Origin of the sequence: Ralstonia sp. AU12-08 (assembly GCF_000442475.1) — a bacterium.
In the GTDB taxonomy this organism is placed as follows: domain Bacteria; phylum Pseudomonadota; class Gammaproteobacteria; order Burkholderiales; family Burkholderiaceae; genus Ralstonia; species Ralstonia insidiosa.
Window position 1 is genome coordinate 493,609 of the sequence record NZ_ASZV01000047.1, and the last position, 18,449, is coordinate 512,057.

Below are 18,449 nucleotides of genomic sequence, written 5' to 3' on the forward strand. Positions count from 1 at the left end.
GGGATTTCGCCGGCGTAAGCCGTGCTTACAACGATTGTTTGTGTTGCGTAAGCTATTGAAAATACAAAGATATTTTTCTTTCTTGGCTTAGGTTTCATATTCGCCACAGCTTGATTCCGTTAATTGTTAAATGCATTCCTTGGGGATACATAATTACCGCATCGCAATTCCCCGCGATAGTGTTTTTCAAGGAAAACGATATGAAGATCAAGCTGTTTGCGGCGGCTGCCGCATCCCTGGTTTCGGCTGGTGCATTCGCGCAATCGAGCGTCTCCCTGTACGGCACGGTTGATGCCGGCGTCGAGTGGGTGAACAAGGGCCCGGGCAACGGTGGCTCGCGCACGGCCCTGCAATCGGGCAACGAAATGACGGGTTCGCGTTGGGGCCTGCGTGGCGTTGAAGACCTGGGCGGCGGCCTGAAGGGCATCTTCAACCTGGAAAGCGGCTTCACGCTCGACGACGGCAAGTCGGCCCAATTGGATACGAACGGCAATGGTCGTCTGTTTGGCCGTACTGCCTATGTCGGTCTGCAAGGCCAGTGGGGTCAACTGACGCTGGGTCGCCAGACGAACCTGCTGTACGACTTCACGACCAAGTACGACCCGATGGCGCTGACCTCGCGCTACTCGATCCTGTCGCAAGATGCGGCGATGGGTGGCCGTGCCGACAACGCCGTGAAGTACATCGGTACGTTTGGTGGCCTGACCGCGTCGGCGCTGTACTCGACGCGCAATGACGGCCAGGAAATCGCTGGCAACAACAAGGTTGGCCGTGAGTGGAGCGCGGGTGCGAACTACGCAGCGGGCCCGTTCTCGATTGGTGCCGTGTATGACCAAACGAACAGCAACACCCTCCTGACGGCGAACAGCAAGCAGCAACGCGCTACGGTGGCTGGCACCTATGCGTTTGGCCCGGCCAAGCTGTTTGCGGGCTACCGCTGGTCCAACGCGAGCGCCGACATCGTCGCCACGACGGCAAATACGCGCTCGAACCTGTACTGGCTGGGTGCTGGCTACCAAGCCACGCCGGCGGTGTCCCTGACGGGCGCAGCGTACTACCAGCAGGACAAGGGCAGCGCTGTCGGTAGCCCGTGGCTGTTCGTGGTGGGCAGCGACTACGCCCTGTCCAAGCGTACGGATGCCTACCTGAACCTGGCTTATGCCAAGAACAGCAGCGGTTCGATCCTGGGTGTGGCGGGCATGGGTGATGTGTACCACACGCCTGCAGTGGGTACGACGCCGGCAGACAGCAGCAACCAAATGGGTGCAATGGTTGGTCTGCGCCACAAGTTCTAATCGACTCGCGTTGATGGCTTGAACGAAAAACCCGGGCATCTGCCCGGGTTTTTCTTTGGGTCTGCGCAGCGCGTGAAGGTCAGTGCAAGACCACGCGCCGCACCAGTGCCACCAGCGGCGGTCGGATCGAGCGTTCGATCACCGGCCGCAAACGCAGCGGTTTGAGCAGCATCTTGGCCGCCATGTCGATCGGCAAGTGCGAGCGCACCAGCGCGCTCACACGCGAGTTGAGCGCGCGTACATCGGCCTCGGGCACGTCTTCCTGACCGCGTTCGATGCGCAGCACGTTGCGCAGGGCGATCATCGAATCTTCGTTCTTGATTTCGCGCAGGCGCGAGGCCAGCGCCTTGAGCACGCGCGCACGGCCGACGCCTTCGCGGGCATTGCATTCGTTGAAGAAGCGCAGGAAGTGCTTGTAGTGACGGACTTCGTCTGCCGAGATGCGGCTGGCGAGGTCGCGCAGCACGGGCTCGTTGGCCTCGGCGGCGGCCTGGGCGATGGCGCGGTAGAACGTGGCTGTGCCCATCTCGACCACGCAGCGCGCCACCATTTCCAGTGCCTGCGTCGGCTCGAACTGGTCGATCGAGCAGGTGAGGGAGTACTCGTCGAAAAAGCGGGCGTAGCCGCGCTCCCAGTCAAACTCGGGCCAGACGGTTTCAACGTAGCAGCGCAGGGCGCGGCCGTGCTGCAGCTCTTCGCGCTCCCAGTGGGCGATCAGCCAGTGGGCGGTTTCAGGGCGATCTGCGTAGTACTGGGCGAGATTGCCTGCATAGAGATCAGAGCCGCTCTCGACAAACGAGGCGCTGACCACGAGATAGAACAGCGTGCGGTTCTCGCGCACGCGTGCAACGTCGATGCTGCCGTAAGCGATCTCGTGGACTGTCCACGGGAGTTGTTCGCTGACGGACCCTGCTTCCAGATGAACCTGTGACACGGTGTGTCCTCCGTTGGCGGTGCCGCAAGAAGTCGGCTGCCATAGCATGAGAATGAAACATCACGTCTCATGTTTCAAGACACTTTTGCGTCAATAAAGGTTCCTATAAGCAATCTTCTGCGTGCAAAGTGGTGTCAGAGCTATGGCGATTGCGTCACTCGGGTGTTTTGCGCATCGGGCGGGCCTGGGCGTGCCACAACCCGTAGGTGAAGGCGCCGAGCGCGACCAGTGCCGCGGCCACCATCGCCCATTCGACCGCCGCGTAGCCGCCTGAGGCCTTCCATAGCAGTGCGCCCAACCACGGCGCACTGGCCTGGGCCAGCAGCACGGGCGTCATCATCAGGCCGTTGAGTGTGGCGTATTGGCTGCGCGAGACCAGCTCCGGCATGGCGATCGCGCGCAGCATGGTGTTGATGCCGTTGGCCGCGCCGTAGACCAGCGCAAAGACGATCAGCAGTGGGCCGCTGGAGAGTGCCAGTACCACAAGCGCGAGCGCCATCGCCACATACGTTGCCGGGGCGATGCGCACCGGGTGCGCCAGGCGAAAGCGCATCATCGCCAGCCGGCCGAGCACCTGGGCCGGGCCGATGAGCGCCGCAATCAGCAACTGGCGGCTGGTCGGCTCTCCTTTCTCGGAAAGCAGCGGAATCAGGTGCGCACCGAGCACCGTGTTGGTCAGGGCGACGGCCACGAACGCCAGCACCACCGCCCAGAACACCGGCATGCGCAGCGCCATGCGCCACACGGAAGGCTGCGCAGGCGCCGTCGGGCCGGTGGCCTCTGCCGGCGCGTGCACCGGCGGCCGTACGCGCAGCCGCGCATGGATGGGCAAGCAGATCAGCAGATGCGCCAGCGCGAAGCACTGCAGCGTGTGGCGCCAGCCGATGTGCTCCACGCCCCACTGCGCCAGCGGAATACAGATGGTGCTGGAGAACCCCGCAATCAGCGTGAGGCCGATGATGGGGCGCTGGTAGGCATCGCCAAACGCCTGGCGCAGCACGACGAAGGCGGGGTCGTAGAGCGTAGTGGCCATCGCCGCGCCCAGCGGAAGCCAGAGCAGCAGGAAAGCGGTTTCACCGGAGACGAGCGACCACCCCAGCAGGCTGCCCGCGGCCAGCACCGTGCCCATGCCCATCACGCGCCGCGCGGGCCAGCGGTCCAGCGCGCGGCCCACCCAGAACGAGCACAGCGCCCACACCAGCAGCCCCAGCGAGAACCCGCCCGCCAGGAACGGCCGCGCCCAGCCGAGCGTGTCGTGCATCGGCGCAAGGAAGACGGTGAAGGTGAAGTAGAGCGTGCCCCACGATACCGTTTGCGCGAGGCCAAGCAGCAACACAAGGCGCCGGCCTTCGGGTGAGGCCGGCGAGAGCATGGGTGTCATGGAGACTGAGGCGGTGGGTGGCAGGCCACGGGTGAGCCTGCGTGCAGCGTGTGGGCCATTCTAGCGGCGCGGGCCTGGGTGCGCGTGCCCCGGTCGAAGGGGGCACTCAGCTAGTGGCTGCCGGCGAGTGCACGCAGCGCTGTCGCATCAACGATCTCCACCGCCCGATAGTGGCAGCGGATCCACCCCGCGCGCTGCCACGCCTGCAGGTATTTGGAGATGGTCTGCCGCGAGCGTGCCAGCATGCGGCCCAGTTCTTCATTGCTGGCCGCCACGGTACGGCCATCGCCCGCCCGCGCAAGCTGCAGCAGGCGCTGGGCGAGGCGCGCATCGGCGGGCATCTCGCTGGCGTGTTCGAACTCGTCGAAGATCAGGCGGATACGCTGGCAGAGCTGTTGCATCAGCGCCCACATGCCGGCCGGATAGGCCGCCACCACGCGCGCAAAGGCCGCGCTGCCGAGCAGGATAAGCGTGGTCGGCCCCTGGGCATGCGCGCTGTGTGTGCGGCCGCCGCCGTCAATGAGGGCGATTTCCCCGAACCACTCGCCCGCCCGCAGCACGCCGTAGACGAGTTCGCTGCCGCCATCGGTTGTACGGCTGATGCGCACACGGCCGCGCACGATCAGGAACATGCCCTGCGCGGGGCCGCCGTGGGGGTGGATGCATTCGCCGTCGGGGTAGGTGATGAGGCGTGCGGCGGGCGCGATCTCCGCCAGCAGGTCGGCAGGCGCGCCACGCAACCAGCCGTGTGCGAGCTGCGCGGGGGTGGGGGCGGGGATCGTGTGGGAGGCTTCGGCTGGCATGTCGGCAGAATGCGTCGAAGGGCGCGCGGACCATTGTCAAATGCTTGACAGTCTGCGCGCAAGCCCCGGGCAGAGAATGCCCCAACGTTATCCATAATAGTTATCCACAGCGGATATCCACAGTGGTTATCCACAACAAGCTGCGCACCCATGACGCGGCACACCAGACCGATTCAGGCGACGAAGGAGACACCCCATGACGCACGACACTGCCCCGCGCGCGACGTTTTCCCACATGGAGCACGGCACCCGCGAGGACTGGGCCGCCATCTCGGCCGAGTTCATGCCATTCGCCCGTGCGCTGCCCGACCGCGTGCTCGCGCACCTGAAGCTGCTGGACGGTGATTGCGGCGGCTTCCCGATCGACCGCCTCGCGCATTCCCTGCAGACCGCCACGCTGGCCCACCGCGATGGCCGTGATGAGGAGTACGTGGTCTGCGCGCTGCTGCACGACATTGGCGACACGCTGGGCAGCTTCAACCACCCGGACATCGCCGCCGCCATCCTCAAGCCCTTCGTAAGCCCAGAGAACCTGTGGATGGTCGAGAAGCACGGCATCTTCCAGGGCTACTACTTCTTCCATCACCTCGGGCTCGACCGCAACCTGCGCGAGCAATACCGCAGCCAGCCCGAGCTGTTCGAGCGCACCGCCGAGTTCTGCGCCAAGTACGACGGCGCCGCCTTCATGGCTGACTACGACAACCTGCCGCTGTCGTTCTTCGAGCCGATGGTGCGCCGCGTGCTGGCGCAGCCGCGCAACTCCATCTACGTGAAAGAAGGTGAGCGCGAACTGTCCAAGCCGAAGGCCGAGGCGGCGTAACTAGGGCTTCACCACGTTCACGGGCGCACCGGCCTTCCACGCCGCCACGTTGGCGAGTGTGGTGTCGGCAATGCCCGCCAGCGCCTCGCGCGTGAAAAACGCCTGGTGCGCGGTGACGATGACGTTGGGAAACGTCAGCAGCCGCGCGAATACATCGTCTTGCAGCACATCGGCGGAGCGGTCTTCGAAGAAGAGGTCCGCTTCTTCCTCATACACGTCCAGGCCGAGGTGGCCGAGCTGGCCGGTCTTGAGCGCGTCGATCAGGGCAGGGCTGTCGACCAGGCCGCCGCGGCTGGTGTTGATGAGCATGGCGCCCGTCTTCATGCTGGCCAGCGCGCTGGTGTCGATCAGGTGGTGCGTCTCGGCATTGAGCGGGCAATGCAGGCTGACGATGTCGGACTGCGCCAGCAAATCTGGCAGCGGCACGTAGCGCACGCCTATTGTCGCGAGCGACGCCTGCGGAAACGGATCGAACGCCAGCAACTGGCACCCGAAGCCCGCCATGATGCGCGCGAACACCTGCCCGATCTGACCGGTGCCGACCACGCCCACCGTCTTGCCCGCCAGATCGAAGCCGAGCAGCCCGTCCAGTGAGAAATCCCCTTCGCGCGTGCGATTGCAGGCGCGGTGCAGCCGCCGGTTGAGCGTAAGGATCATGCCGACCGCATGCTCGGCCACCGCATGCGGTGAATACGCCGGCACGCGCACCACCGTCAGCCCCAGGCGCTGCGCCGCCGCCAGATCGACATGATTGAAACCCGCCGAGCGCAGTGCGATCAGGCGCGTGCCGCCTGCTGCCAGTTCGGCCAGCACGTTGGCATCGAGCGAGTCGTTGACGAACGGGCAGACCACGTCGAAACCCGCAGCGAGCGGCGCCGTCTGCGCGTCTAGGTGCGCGCGCTGGAAGACGAGGTCGAAGCCGTGGCCGCCGCGCGCCTGTGCGGCACGGAAGCTGTCTTCGTCATAACGGTGGCTGCTGAAGAAGAGGATGCGCATGGCGTGGCTCGGCGATTCGGCAAGTTGGGCGACCGCGCTAGCTTACTCCCGCCCCATGTCGGGTTTGCGTGGCCCACCTGGCAACGCTGTTAGCATGCCGGCATCTTTTGTCTTTTCCAGCGAGCCACCGCCTTGCCCGTCACCCAGACCTTCCTCTGGCACGACTACGAAACCTTCGGCGCCGTGCCGCGCCGCGATCGCCCTGCGCAGTTCGCGGGCATCCGCACCGATGCCGAACTCAACGAGATCGGCGAGCCGGTCGAGCTGTTCTGCCAGCCCTCCAATGACTGGCTGCCGGACCCGGTGTCGTGCCTCATCACCGGCATCACGCCGCAGCAGTGCGCCAAGCAGGGCATTCCGGAATACCGCTTCGCGCAGGCCATCGAACGCGAACTGGGCACGCCCGGCACCATCGGCGTCGGCTACAACACCATCCGCTTTGACGACGAGGTCACGCGCCACCTGTTCTGGCGCAACCTGATCGACCCGTATGCGCGCGAGTGGCAGAACGAATGCGGGCGGTGGGACTTGCTCGACGTGGTGCGCACCACCTGGGCGTTGCGCCCCGAAGGCATCCAGTGGCCGAAACACGAAGACGGCAAGCCGAGCTTCAAGCTGGAGCATCTGTCCAAGGCCAACGGCCTGGTGCACGAGGCTGCGCACGATGCCGTGTCTGACGTGCGCGCGACGATTGCGCTGGCGCGCCTGATCCGCAATGCGCAGCCGCGACTGTTCGACTTTTGCCTGGCGCTGCGCAAGAAGGACCGCGTGCTGGCGGAGATTGGTGACGCATCGCGCCCGCTGCTGCACATCTCCGGCATGTATGGCGTGGAGCGCGGCTGCATGGCCGTGGTGTGGCCGCTCGGCTGGCACCCGACCAACAAGAACGAGCTGATCGTATGGGACTTGGCGTTCGATCCGTCGGAGCTGCTCCACATGGATGTCGCCACCATCCGCGAGCGCATGTTCACGCGCACCGCCGATCTGGCCGAAGGCACCACGCGCCTGCCCGTCAAGTCGATCCACATCAACAAGTCGCCCATCGTCATCAGCAACATGAAGACGCTGCAGCCCGCGCAGGCCGAGCGTTGGGGCATCGACTTTGCAACGATCGAGCGCCACGCCGCCATCGCCCAGGGCGCGCCCGACATGCGTGAGACCTGGCGCCAGGTCTACGCCCGCGAGCTGGAACCGATCGACGATGTGGACCAGAACCTCTACGGCGGCTTCGTCAGCAATGACGACCGCCGTACGCTCAACGAGCTGCGCACGCTCAGCGGCGAACAGCTCGCGCAGCTGCACCCCGATTTCGCCGATGAACGTCTGCCCGAACTGCTGTTCCACTACCGCGCGCGCAACTTCCCCGACACGTTGAGTGAAGAGGAGTACGAGCAGTGGGAGCAGTTGCGTGCAGAGCGCCTGTTCGAGGGCGTCGGTGGTTATCTGACGTTTGAGGCGTTCGGTGAGCGGCTCCAGCAACTGGCCGCCGACGCTACAGAGCAGGGTGACAACCGTGCACAGGGCATCCTGCAAGACCTGTACGACTACGCGCAGCAGATCGTGCCGGGTTAATCCCGCCGCCGGCTCTCAAAGACTCGCCCCCGGCGCTGAAAGCCTCGCCGGCGGGTGGGTGGAGTCCCAACAGTGGCTCTCACAGCGCCGGCATCGACGCTCAACGCCCCGGAGCTGACGCTCAACGCCCCAGCGCCGGCGCCTGGAGAGCCGGCATTGGCTTTCAAAGCATCGTCGCTGGGTGTGCGGAGAGCCAGCGCTGGCTCTCAAAGACACGAAGGCGGCTCTCTGAGTCCCGGCGTTGGCTCTTAAAGACCCGCTGCCGACGCTCCGAGAGCCGCCTTCGTGGAACGCGGTGTACTGCGTTCCTTTCTTTGATACGTCGGCCGATCAGGCTGCGCGCTGCGCCGCCGCCGGATCACGCCACTGCGCGAGCAGCTTGTTCCAACGGATGCGTGCGGCCGCCAGATTGGCCTCCTTCACATGGCCGAAGCCGCGGATGTCTTCCGGCAGACGCGCCAGTTCCACGGCCTGCGCCAGCTTCTGTGCGGTCAGCCCCTTCACCACTTCGTCCACCAGCGCACGGTATTCGCCGATCAGCGCGCGCTCGGTGCGGCGCTCTTCGGTCTTGCCGAACACATCGAACGCCGTGCCGCGCAGGCCCTTGAGCTTGGCGAGCACCTTGAAGATGCGCATCGTGTTCGGGCCGAAGCGCTTCTTCACCAGATGGCCCTTCTCGTCGTGCTTGGCCGTCATGGGCGGCGCGAGCCAGAAGTTGAGCTGGTAGTCGCGGCCGGGTTCGCCTTCGAACTGCGCGCGCAGCTTGTCGAGGAAGGCCGGGTCGGTGTACAGGCGGGCGACTTCGTATTCGTCCTTGTACGCCATCAGCTTCGACAGGTTGCGTACCACGGCTTCGGTGAGCGCCAGCGGCTGGCCAGCGCCCACCACCGCCGTTTCGGCAGCACGCACACGCTCCACCACCGAGCGGAACTCGGCAGCGTAGGCAGCGTTCTGGTACGCGGTCAGCAGATCAACGCGGCGGGCAATCAGCGTGTCCAGCGAGGGCAGGGCGATGACATCTGCTTTGACACGCGGAGCTTCGTCAGCCAGCTTCAGCACCGCATCACGATCCTGCGCCAGATGGCGGCCCCACTCGAAGGCGGTCTTGTTCTTCTCGACCGCCACGCCGTTGAGTTCGATCGCGCGGATGAGCGCGTCGTACGTCAGCGGAATCCAGCCCTTCTGCCACGCAAAGCCCAGCACCAGCGGGTTGGTGAAGATCGCGTCGCCCAGCAGGCGCACGGCCAGCGTGCTGGCGTCTTCAAACGCGCACGCATCGCCGATGGCCGCGCGGATGTCGGCTTCCGCCGAGCTGCCCGGAAAGCGCCAGTTCGGGTTCTTGATGAAATCCGCCGTGGGCGATGCAGTGCTGTTGACGATGGCACGCGTCTGACCGTGTTGCACCTTCGACAGCACTTCGTCCGAGGCCGAGACGATCGCATCGCAGCCGATCACCAGGTCCGCTTCGCCCATGGCGATGCGTGTGGCGTGGATCGAATCCGGACGCTCACCGATCTGCACGTGCGAGAGCACCGCGCCGCCTTTCTGCGCCAGGCCCGCCATGTCGAGCACGGTCACGCCCTTGCCTTCGATGTGTGCGGCCATGCCGAGCAGGCCGCCGATCGTCACCACGCCCGTACCGCCCACGCCGGTCACCAGCACGCCGTAAGCGCGCTGGATGGCGGGCAGCTCAGGGTGCGGCAGCAGCGGCAGGCCGTCCATCGACACGCCACGCGATTCCGGCTTGCGCACTTGCGCGCCTTCGGCCGTCACAAAGCTCGGGCAGAAGCCGTTCACGCACGAGAAATCCTTGTTGCACGACGACTGGTTGATCTTGCGCTTGGTGCCCAGCTCCGTTTCCAGCGGCTCGACCGACAGGCAGTTCGACTTGACCGAGCAATCGCCACAGCCTTCGCACACCGCGTCGTTGATGAACGCGCGGCGGGCCGGGTCGGCCATCGTGCCGCGTTTGCGGCGGCGGCGTTTCTCGGTGGCGCAGGTCTGGTCGTAGATCAGCACGCTGGTGCCTTGCACTTCGCGCAGCTCGCGCTGGATGGCGTCGAGGCGATCGCGGTGATGGATGGTCACGCCTTCCGGCAGCTTGATGGCCGCGTTGTACTTCTCGGGCTCGTCCGTGACGATGACGATGCGCGACGTACCTTCGGCATGCACCTGTGCGGCAATCTGCGGCACCGACAGCGGGCCGTCCACCGGCTGGCCGCCGGTCATCGCCACGGCATCGTTGTAGAGCAGCTTGTAGGTGATGTTCACCTTGGCCGCGATGGACGCGCGAATCGCCAGCAGGCCCGAGTGGTAGTACGTGCCGTCGCCCAGGTTGGCGAACACGTGCTGGTCGCCCGAGAACGGCATCTGGCCGATCCACGCCACGCCTTCGCCGCCCATCTGGCTGAAGGTGTCGGTGCGGCGGTCCATCCACACGGTCATGTAGTGGCAGCCGATGCCGGCCAGCGCACGCGAGCCTTCCGGCACGTTGGTCGACGTGTTGTGCGGGCAGCCCGAGCAGAACCACGGCTTGCGCTCGGCGGTGATGCGCGGCTTGGCGAGGGCCTTCTCTTTGGCGTCGATGATGGCGATGCGCGAGGCGATGCGTGCGCGCACATCGGACGGCAACTCGAATTTCTCCAGCCGCGTGGCGATGGCGCGGGCGATCAGCGCGGGCGACAGCTCGTAGTGCGCCGGCAGCAGCCAGTTGGCCATCGGCACCGACCATTCGCCGCCAGCGTTGTCGCGCTCGTCGAACTTGCCGTACACGCGCGGGCGCACGTCGTCGCGGTAGTTGTACAGCTCTTCCTTCAGTTGGTATTCGAGGATCTGGCGTTTCTCTTCCACCACCAGAATCTCTTGCAGCCCTTCGGCAAACGCGCGCGCACCATGCGCTTCCAGCGGCCACACGCAGCCGACCTTGTACAGGCGGATACCGATGCGGCGGCAGGTTTCCTCGTCGAGGCCGAGATCGACCAGCGCCTGGCGCACGTCCAGGTACGCCTTGCCGGCGGTCATGATGCCGAAGCGTGCCTGCGGCGAATCCATCACCACGCGGTCGAGCTTGTTGGCACGCACATACGACAGACCGGCGTACCACTTGTAATCGAGCAGACGCGCTTCCTGCACCAGCGGCGGATCGGGCCAGCGGATGTTCAGGCCGCCCTGCGGCATGGCGAAATCTTCCGGCAGGATGATCTCGGCGCGGTGCGGATCGACGTCGACCGAAGCCGACGATTCCACCACGTCCGTCACGCACTTCATCGACACCCACAGGCCGGAGTAGCGGCTCATCGCCCAGCCGTGCAGGCCGTAGTCGAGGTATTCCTGCACGTTCGACGGATACAGCACCGGAATGCCGGCCGCCTTGAAGACGTGCTCCGATTGGTGCGCCAGCGTGGACGACTTGGCGGCGTGGTCATCGCCCGCCAGCACCAGCACCCCGCCGTGCGCAGAAGAGCCGGCCGAGTTGGCGTGCTTGAACACGTCGATGGTGCGGTCCACACCCGGGCCCTTGCCATACCACATGCCGAACACACCGCTGAACTTGGCGTTCGGATACAGATTCACCTGCTGCGAGCCCCAGACCGCCGTGGCGGCCAGGTCTTCATTGAGCCCCGCCTGGAAGACGATGTTGTGCCCGGCCAGATGCTTCTTGGCCTTCCACAGGGCTTGGTCCAGCGCGCCCAGCGGCGAGCCGCGGTAGCCGGAGATGAAGCCCGCCGTATTGAGCCCAGCGGCGCGGTCGCGCTCCTGCTGCAGCATCGGCAGACGCACCAGTGCCTGCGTGCCGCTGATGTAGATGCGGCCACGCTCGAGCGTGTACTTGTCGTCCAGGGAAACGGTTTCGAGCGCGCGGCGTAGCGCGTCGTTCAGAGGGGCATTCATGCGTGCTCCGTGTGGGTGTGCCGGGATCACCAGCAGCAGGTCTCTTTTGGTGCCGTCTGCGCCGCTTCTTGTGGAAACTGGCAGACAGCCGTGGGTCGGGGCATCGTAGCACCGCGTGACATTCCCAACACCGTGCAACGCAGCAAGAATGGGGCGGGGTTTTCCCGAGGTTGCGGCGTTTTCGGCACAGATGTGGCGCATGGATCGGGCTGGCGACACGGATGCTGCGGTGCATGCGAAATGCCCAGGCAGAACGGTCTGAAGCGCGGCGTATTGGCAAACTTCCGTCAAGAAGCCATGCGTGCGTCACCTTGCCACTGGACATTCGAGGGCACCGCGGCCATCCTGCGCGGTTCCGTTCCGGACCTCCCTTTTTTCAGACCATGTCTCGCACTCAACCCATTCGCGCGCTGCGCCGGCAAGCTTTGCCGGCTGTCTGCGCGCGTGTGCGTTGCGGTGCCGCGCAGGATCTCTCGCCCGCGCACGCTGCCCTTCGGCACTTCCTGCTCGCCCGGCTTTCCTGAGCCGTGCGGGGCGCCGCCCTAGCTGGCGCACCCGCTCCGCACGGCCCCCTCCGCTTTCGCTCCCTCTTCAACGCGGTGCCGGTGCTGATGCGCGCCGGCACCGGCTCGCCTGCCATTGCCCGGCACAACCCGGCGCGGTGGGCGCAGGACGTGTCATGGAACTCACCCAGAACTTCATCAAGGCCAAGCAGCCTTGCGCGGCGGGCTACCGCTGGTACATCCGCAACCGCCACAACGGCACGGACTACCAACACCTGCTCGATAACCTCGTGCGCGAAGGCCGCATCGCCGATGCCATCTGGTTGCTCGACAACTTCGGCCCGACCGATGCCGTGCTCGAAGCCGACGACATCGAAGCCGACGCGCTCATCTTTGCCGGCACGATCGTGGTGCGCGGCGGCATCCACGTCGACGGTGTGTTGCGTGCGGGGCAGGCCATCCGTGCGGGCGGCGGTGTGCGCGCCGGTGAATCCATCACCACGGGCGGCGATCTTGAAGCCAAGGCTGGCCTCTACTGCGATGGCACCGTGCACGTGGGCGGCGACCTCCGCGTCGGCTGGAGCTTGACTGCTGCCGGTGCGCTGCGCTGTCGCGGCGTGGTGCGTGTGCACCGTGACTTGCATTGCGACGCCGATATCGACGTCGCGGACGATCTGCTGATCGGCGAGGCGCTGGCCGTACGCGGCAACGTGCGTGTGGGCAAAGGCGTGCGCGCTGGCGGCGAGGTGAGCAGCGAGGCCGGCATCGTCAGCGCGAACGGCATTCTCGCGGGTGCTGATCTGCGGGCGAGCACGCACCTAGAGGCAGGCTGGGGCATCAAGGCCTGGGGTGATATCGAAGCGGGCGGTGCGATCCGCTCGGGCGAGGGCGTCGAGGCCGGTGGCGTGATCGTGGCCGGGCCGGGCTATGGCATTCACGCGGGCCTGAACGTGCGCATGGACGACTGGCCTGCCAGTGCCTGCATTCGCGCGGCTCAGCAGCCGTCGCGGCTCATCAGCGGCTATTGGGCGGAGGCCGCATGAGCACCGTACTGACCCTGTCCATGCCGCCACCGGTCTTGCCGACGTTGGCATCCATGGTGCAATCGCTGCACCGGCGGCTTGCGCCCCTCGGCCTGCGCACCGACGTCGACTTCAACAACGCAGACATCGAGCGCGAACTCGACGCGCTGTATGAACGCATGCAAACGCCCGGCACGCCGCTGCATGGCATGACGTTCGATGACGGCACGTTGCCGGGCTTCCGCATTCACACGCGCGAGGCCGATGGCGAGACCTATGTCTATGTCGAAGATGTGGCGGCGCGGCGCCTGGCCGGCTACACGGTCTTCAACCGCTTGATTGAACTGGACAAGCGGGCGGATCCCCATCTGCGAGCGCCGCACTCGAAGTACGCGTTGGCGTACCAGCGGCGTGGGTTGGCCTCGACCGTCTTCCGGCGTGCGCTCGACAGTGGGATGTGTTTGATGAGCGGCGCGCGTCAGTCCGTCGGCGTGCATGGGGTATGGCAGTCGCTCGCCAGGCGCTACCCATCGGGGTATGTGGAGGTGCGCGACAAGCGCCTGCGCTACCTGGGTGAGCAGGTAGACGATGTCGTGCTGCTGGAGGACTTGCACACGCGGCGCGTGCTGCTGGGCGCGGGTTGGAGCCTGGACAAACTCGCCGCTGCCACAAGGATGGTCGTCTGACTGCGTGCCCGATGCGCAACAGACCCTATGCGGCGACCGCCTCAATCACGCGCTGCATCTGCAAGACCAACCCGTCCATCGCTTCGGCGGGCACATTGCCGTAGCCGAGCACGAGGCCGTTGTACTGCGCAGTCAGCGTGCCCGGCAGGCAGAAGCGCGACAGCGGCCGCAGCACCATGCCCTGCGCGCGGGCGGCAATACTCACATCCACGTCGCGTACCGGCGCGTCGAGCCGCGTCGACAGGTGCATGCCACCGGCGCCGCCCGAGACCGTTACTACGCCATGCAGGTGCCGCTCAAGCGCCACCTGCAACGCATCGCGACGCTCGCCGTACAGGCGCCGCATGCGCCGCAGATGCCGCGTGAAGTGGCCCGCCTCAATGAACTCCGCCAGCGCCAGCTGATCGGCCACGCGTCCGCGCAGCATCAGCGCGCCGGCTGTCGGACGCAGCACGGTGGCCAATGCCGGCGGCACGACCATGTAGCCGAGACGCAGCGCCGGAAACAGCATCTTGCTGAAGGTGCCCAGGTAGACCACGGGCGCATCGGCGGTCAGGCCCTGCACCGCAGAGAGCGGCGCACCGCTGTGGCGGAACTCGCTGTCGTAGTCGTCTTCGATGATCCACGCGCCCACGGCACGTGCGTGCTGGATCAGCGCGAGGCGACGCTCCAGGCTCATCACCGAGCCCAGCGGGTACTGGTGCGACGGCGTGATGTAGATCAGCTTGGGCGGCGTGTCGCGCCAGTCTTCCGGGCGCGGGGCGAGGCCATCGGCATCGATGCCGATCGGCACCAGCCGCAGGTCTGCCGCCCGCATGGAGGCGCGTGCACCGTAGTAGCCGGGGTTCTCGATCCAGGCGATGTCGCCGGCATCGGCCAGCGCGCGGGCGCACAGGTCCAGGCTGTTCTGCGTGCCATCGGTGATGAACACCTGCGCGGCTTCGCAGCGCACGCCGCGCGAGACGCGCAGATACTCCGCCACGGCCTGACGCAGCGCCACATTGCCTTCCACCTGGCCGTAGCCCATCTGCGCTGGACCGATGCGGCGCCAGGCCCGCTCCACGCAGCGCCGCCATTGCGCGAGCGGAAACTCGTCCAGCGCGGGTGTGCCCGGCAGGAAGGGCAGCAGATCGCTCATCTCGCCGCTCGGGCGCTCCAGTCCGGCAACGCGGCGCGACAACGCAGGTGGTGCTTCCGGCGCTTGCGTCGGGGTCTGCTGCAAGCCCACGCGTGCGACCACCGTGCCTTGTCGGCGGCTGAGCACAAAGCCCTCCGCTGCCAGTTGTTCGTACGCATACAGCACCGAGTTGCGCGCCATGCCCAGCTCTTCGGCCAGCGAGCGGGATGACGCCAGCCGGGTGCCTTCCTCAATCTGCCCACTCAGGATGGCCGTGCGCAGGCAGGCGTACAGCCGATGCTGCTGCGAGGGCCGCGCTCCGCCCTCGGCTTTGCCGCGTGCGGCGGTCCTTTCGTAGTTCGACAGCAAGACGCCGTAGTCCATCCTGGCTCCAAGGTTCTGCGTTTCTGTGGGTCTACGCATGGTGCCACGGTTTTTCTATCGTCGACGGATTGATGATCTTTCCGGAGCCTTGCCATGACGATGACCTCTGTCACCCCGCCCACCGATCGCACGCGCGTAAACCGTGTCGCCCGCCGCGGCCACTACGATGCCGCCACGCTGCACGCCATCTTGGATGCGGCCTACGTCTGTCATATGGCCTTTGCCGATGAGCATGGCGTGCACTGCATCCCCACCGCGTGCTGGCGCGAAGGCAATCACCTTTACGTGCATGGTTCCAACGGCAGCCGGATGCTCAAGGTCGCTGCCAGTGGCGCACAGGTGTGCGTGACGGTCACGCATATCGACGGCTTGGTGTTGGCGCGCTCGGCATTCAACCACTCGATGAACTATCGGTCGGCCGTCATCTACGGCGCGTTCGAGGTCGTGCCCGACGAACAGAAGCCGGCCACGCTCGACGCCTTCATGGAGACCCTGGCCCCCGGGCGCTCGAAAGAGGCACGCCCCGGCAATGCCAAGGAATTGGCGGCCACCACCGTGTTGCGCATTCCGCTGGACGAAGCCGCGTGCAAGATCCGCACGGGCGGCCCGAAGGATGATGCAGAAGACCTCGCATTGCCCGTATGGGCTGGCGTGCTGCCCATGGCGTTGCTGCCGCTCGCGCCGGTGGTGGACGGCGCACCGGCCGGTACGCCGGACTATGTGCGCGAGTGGAAGGCCACGGCCCGTGTCCCTGCGGAAGAAGTGACGTCGTGACTACCGCTGTCGGCACCGCAACGGTCGGAAGCGCGGCTCGCACCGCCTGGTTGCTGCTCGGCGTGGTCGCGCTGGCCTGGGGGATCAACTGGCCGGTCGGCAAGGCGATGCTCGCCTACTTGCCGCCCATCTGGGTGGTGGCGTTGCGCTCTGCGGTCGGCACGCTTGCGCTGCTGGTGATCTGTCTGCTGCGTGGGCGGTTGGTGATGCCCAAGCGTGGCGACATCCCGGTCATCCTGAGTGTTGGCGTGCTGCACATGACGGCGTTCTCGGCGCTGGTCAGCCTGGGGCTGCAGTTCGTGCCGGCGGGGCGCTCGGTGGTGCTGGCGTACACCACGCCGCTGTGGGTGGTGCCGGGCGTGTGGCTATTGCTGGGTGAGCCGCTGACCGGCCGCCGCCTGTTCGGTGTCGGGCTGGGGCTGTTGGGGTTGCTGCTGATCTTCAATCCGCTGGCGTTTGATTGGCATGCGGGGCGTGCCGTGTTCGGCAATGGGCTGGTGATGCTGGCGGCGCTGTGTTGGGCGGCGAGCATTCTGTATGTCCGCTCGCACAAGTGGGTGACGCCGCCGTTTGAGTTGGTGTTCTGGCAGGCCTTGCTGGCGACCGTGTTGTTGGTGCCGCTGGCGCTTTTGCACGATGGTGTGCCGTCGATTGATTGGCAGCCTTCCCTGATCGGGTTGTTGCTTTACGGTGGCGTGTTTGGGATTGCGCTGGCGTATTGGGCGGTCACCACGGTCAATCGGATACTGCCGGCTACGACGACGTCGCTGGGGCTGCTGGGGGTGCCGGTGTTTGGGATTGTTTGTTCTGCTGTGGCACTGGGGGAGGTGGTCAGTGCTGCGTTGCTGGGGGCGATGGGGTTGATTCTTGGGGGGATACTGGTGGGGGCTTTGGGGCCGGGGAAGTAGCGGTTTTGTCTTTATTTTTGGCCTTGGTGGTCCATCCCTGTTTCGTACCCTGCCGGGCACGACTTACTTTTCTTTGGCAAGACAAAGAAAGTGAGTCAGCCCCGGCAGGGGATGAAACAAGGGATGGACCACACAGGCCCAAACCAAGAATCAGTGCACCAGCTGGTTGATCTCAATAATCGGCATCAACACAGCCAAAACGATCAGCAGCACAACCACGCCCATCGTCAAAATCAGCGCAGGCTCCAGCAACCCAGTCAGGAACAACGTACGCCGCTCAAGCTCCTGAGCCTCACCTTGCGCAGCCCGCTCCAACATCGCAGGCAAGTTCCCCGTCGCCTCGCCAGAGCGAATCAAATGCACCAGCACAGGCGGAAACTGATTCTGCGCCGCCAACGCCCGCGCCAGCGATGTCCCTTCCCGCACACGCGTAGACGCATCCTCCACATTGGTCTTGAGCGCCACGTTGTTCAGCGTCTCCCCCGCCGCCTGCAGCCCCCGCAAGATCGGCACACCCGCACTGGTGAGAATCGCCAACGTGCTGGCAAACCGCGCCGTGTTGTAGCCCCGCACGAGCTTGCCGAACAGCGGCGCTGTCAGCAGCCACTTGTGCCACGACAACCGCAGCGCCGGTTGCTTGAGCAGGTTGCGAATCAGCAGACCAAGCACCACCAGCACGATCGCCGCCAGCCCCCCCCAGTTCCGCACGAAGTCGGAGAGCCACAGCATGATGATCGTGAGCGTTGGCAGCTTCTGCTTGGTGTTGGCAAACACACTCACCACCTGCGGCACCACGTACGACAGCAGGAAGATCACGATCGCAAACGCCACCACCGTGACGATGGCCGGGTAGGTGAACGCCAGCTTGATCTTCGAGGTGAGCGCGTTGCGGCTCTCGATGTAGTCGGCCAGCCGCGTGAGCACGAGACCGAGGTTGCCCGAGTGCTCCCCCGCCGAAACGAGTGCGCGGTAGATGTCCGGAAAATCCTTTGGGTGCTGCGCCAGCGCCACCGACAGCGAGCTGCCACCCACTACCTCGGCGCGGATGGCGGCAAGCAATTCGCCTACGTATGCGCGTTCCGCCTGATCGGCCAGCGCGGCCAGTGCCTCGTCCAGCGGCAGACCGGCTACCAGCAGACTGGCGAGCTGGCGTGTGACCAGCGCGTTTTCCTGCGCGGAGAGCCGCTTGCCGAAGCTGGATCCGCTGCGCTTGGTGGCTTGCGCGCCCAGCGCGTCGACCAGCAACGGCGTCAGGCCGCGGGCGCGCAGCAGCGTACGCGCCTGACGCGCGCTGTCGGCTTCGATGACACCCTTGTCGGTTTTGCCGGCGGCGTCGGCGGCTTCGTAGCGGAAGGCTGGCATG

Annotated in this window: 14 protein-coding genes; 7 read left to right on the top strand and 7 right to left on the bottom strand. The window is 65.7% G+C overall.

The annotated features are described in order from the left end of the window. Window positions 1–200: 200 nt before the first annotated feature. A complete protein-coding gene (locus C404_RS54445) occupies window positions 201–1,295 on the top strand; it encodes a porin (RefSeq protein WP_021197255.1) in 1,095 nt (364 codons plus the stop codon). A gap of 79 nt (window positions 1,296–1,374) precedes the next feature. On the opposite strand, the gene C404_RS54450 is transcribed toward C404_RS54445, so the two are convergent. The 3 genes from C404_RS54450 to C404_RS54460 form a co-directional block, all read right to left on the bottom strand. After that, entirely contained in the window at window positions 1,375–2,277 is a 903-nt protein-coding gene (locus C404_RS54450; RefSeq protein WP_232317423.1) for a ferritin-like domain-containing protein, read from the bottom strand. Window positions 2,278–2,383: 106 nt separating this feature from the next. Next, on the bottom strand, window positions 2,384–3,610 hold the full coding sequence (locus tag C404_RS54455; RefSeq protein WP_021197257.1) for an MFS transporter: 1,227 nt from the start codon (window positions 3,608–3,610) through the stop codon (window positions 2,384–2,386). 110 nt (window positions 3,611–3,720) lie between these two features. Continuing rightward, window positions 3,721–4,413, bottom strand: coding sequence for a Crp/Fnr family transcriptional regulator (locus C404_RS54460; protein WP_021197258.1), 693 nt, complete (start codon window positions 4,411–4,413; stop codon window positions 3,721–3,723). A 196-nt stretch (window positions 4,414–4,609) separates the two neighbouring features. Here C404_RS54460 and C404_RS54465 point away from each other — a divergent pair, with 196 nt between their 5' ends. Next, a complete protein-coding gene (locus tag C404_RS54465; protein WP_021197259.1) occupies window positions 4,610–5,233 on the top strand; it encodes an HD domain-containing protein in 624 nt (207 codons plus the stop codon). Here the strand turns inward: C404_RS54465 and C404_RS54470 are convergent, their stop codons facing one another. After that, a complete protein-coding gene (locus C404_RS54470; protein WP_021197260.1) occupies window positions 5,234–6,229 on the bottom strand; it encodes a 2-hydroxyacid dehydrogenase in 996 nt (331 codons plus the stop codon). 132 nt (window positions 6,230–6,361) lie between these two features. Here C404_RS54470 and sbcB point away from each other — a divergent pair, with 132 nt between their 5' ends. After that, window positions 6,362–7,801: an exodeoxyribonuclease I gene (gene sbcB / locus C404_RS54475; RefSeq protein ID WP_021197261.1), complete on the top strand. Its 1,440-nt coding sequence runs from the start codon at window positions 6,362–6,364 to the stop codon at window positions 7,799–7,801. A gap of 330 nt (window positions 7,802–8,131) precedes the next feature. On the opposite strand, the gene C404_RS54480 is transcribed toward sbcB, so the two are convergent. Next, the gene (locus tag C404_RS54480; RefSeq protein ID WP_021197262.1) at window positions 8,132–11,692 is read right to left on the bottom strand and encodes an indolepyruvate ferredoxin oxidoreductase family protein; all 3,561 of its coding nucleotides are present in this window, start codon (window positions 11,690–11,692) and stop codon (window positions 8,132–8,134) included. Between the two features lie 679 nt (window positions 11,693–12,371). Here C404_RS54480 and C404_RS54485 point away from each other — a divergent pair. Both C404_RS54485 and C404_RS54490 read left to right on the top strand, forming a co-directional pair. Continuing rightward, window positions 12,372–13,238 (top strand): hypothetical protein, encoded by an 867-nt coding sequence (locus C404_RS54485; RefSeq protein WP_021197263.1) that lies wholly within the window; start codon window positions 12,372–12,374, stop codon window positions 13,236–13,238. Continuing rightward, window positions 13,235–13,903, top strand: coding sequence for a hypothetical protein (locus tag C404_RS54490; RefSeq protein ID WP_021197264.1), 669 nt, complete (start codon window positions 13,235–13,237; stop codon window positions 13,901–13,903). The genes C404_RS54485 and C404_RS54490 overlap by 4 nt, the downstream gene beginning before the upstream one ends. A gap of 25 nt (window positions 13,904–13,928) precedes the next feature. Here C404_RS54490 and pdxR read toward each other — a convergent pair whose 3' ends face one another. Continuing rightward, window positions 13,929–15,404, bottom strand: coding sequence for a MocR-like pyridoxine biosynthesis transcription factor PdxR (gene pdxR, locus C404_RS54495; protein WP_021197265.1), 1,476 nt, complete (start codon window positions 15,402–15,404; stop codon window positions 13,929–13,931). A 93-nt stretch (window positions 15,405–15,497) separates the two neighbouring features. Here pdxR and C404_RS54500 point away from each other — a divergent pair, with 93 nt between their 5' ends. Further along, window positions 15,498–16,178 carry a pyridoxamine 5'-phosphate oxidase family protein gene (locus tag C404_RS54500; protein WP_021197266.1) on the top strand — a complete coding sequence of 227 codons (681 nt, stop codon included), beginning with the start codon at window positions 15,498–15,500 and terminating at the stop codon, window positions 16,176–16,178. After that, window positions 16,175–17,086: a DMT family transporter gene (locus tag C404_RS54505; RefSeq protein ID WP_031330102.1), complete on the top strand. Its 912-nt coding sequence runs from the start codon at window positions 16,175–16,177 to the stop codon at window positions 17,084–17,086. The genes C404_RS54500 and C404_RS54505 overlap by 4 nt, the downstream gene beginning before the upstream one ends. Before the next feature lie 150 nt (window positions 17,087–17,236). Here C404_RS54505 and gspF read toward each other — a convergent pair whose 3' ends face one another. After that, entirely contained in the window at window positions 17,237–18,448 is a 1,212-nt protein-coding gene (gene gspF, locus C404_RS54510) for a type II secretion system inner membrane protein GspF (protein ID WP_021197268.1), read from the bottom strand. Window position 18,449 lies beyond the last annotated feature (1 nt).

Coding starts and splice junctions, on each gene's coding strand:
- C404_RS54490 (WP_021197264.1), top strand. CDS start 13,235: ATGAGCACCGTACTGACCCTGTCCATGCCGCCACCGGTCTTGCCGACG.
- C404_RS54500 (WP_021197266.1), top strand. CDS start 15,498: ATGACGATGACCTCTGTCACCCCGCCCACCGATCGCACGCGCGTAAAC.
- C404_RS54485 (WP_021197263.1), top strand. CDS start 12,372: ATGGAACTCACCCAGAACTTCATCAAGGCCAAGCAGCCTTGCGCGGCG.
- C404_RS54450 (WP_232317423.1), bottom strand. CDS start 2,277: ATGCTATGGCAGCCGACTTCTTGCGGCACCGCCAACGGAGGACACACC.
- pdxR (WP_021197265.1), bottom strand. CDS start 15,404: ATGGACTACGGCGTCTTGCTGTCGAACTACGAAAGGACCGCCGCACGC.
- C404_RS54455 (WP_021197257.1), bottom strand. CDS start 3,610: ATGACACCCATGCTCTCGCCGGCCTCACCCGAAGGCCGGCGCCTTGTG.
- C404_RS54445 (WP_021197255.1), top strand. CDS start 201: ATGAAGATCAAGCTGTTTGCGGCGGCTGCCGCATCCCTGGTTTCGGCT.
- C404_RS54465 (WP_021197259.1), top strand. CDS start 4,610: ATGACGCACGACACTGCCCCGCGCGCGACGTTTTCCCACATGGAGCAC.
- gspF (WP_021197268.1), bottom strand. CDS start 18,448: ATGCCAGCCTTCCGCTACGAAGCCGCCGACGCCGCCGGCAAAACCGAC.
- C404_RS54470 (WP_021197260.1), bottom strand. CDS start 6,229: ATGCGCATCCTCTTCTTCAGCAGCCACCGTTATGACGAAGACAGCTTC.
- C404_RS54480 (WP_021197262.1), bottom strand. CDS start 11,692: ATGAATGCCCCTCTGAACGACGCGCTACGCCGCGCGCTCGAAACCGTT.
- C404_RS54460 (WP_021197258.1), bottom strand. CDS start 4,413: ATGCCAGCCGAAGCCTCCCACACGATCCCCGCCCCCACCCCCGCGCAG.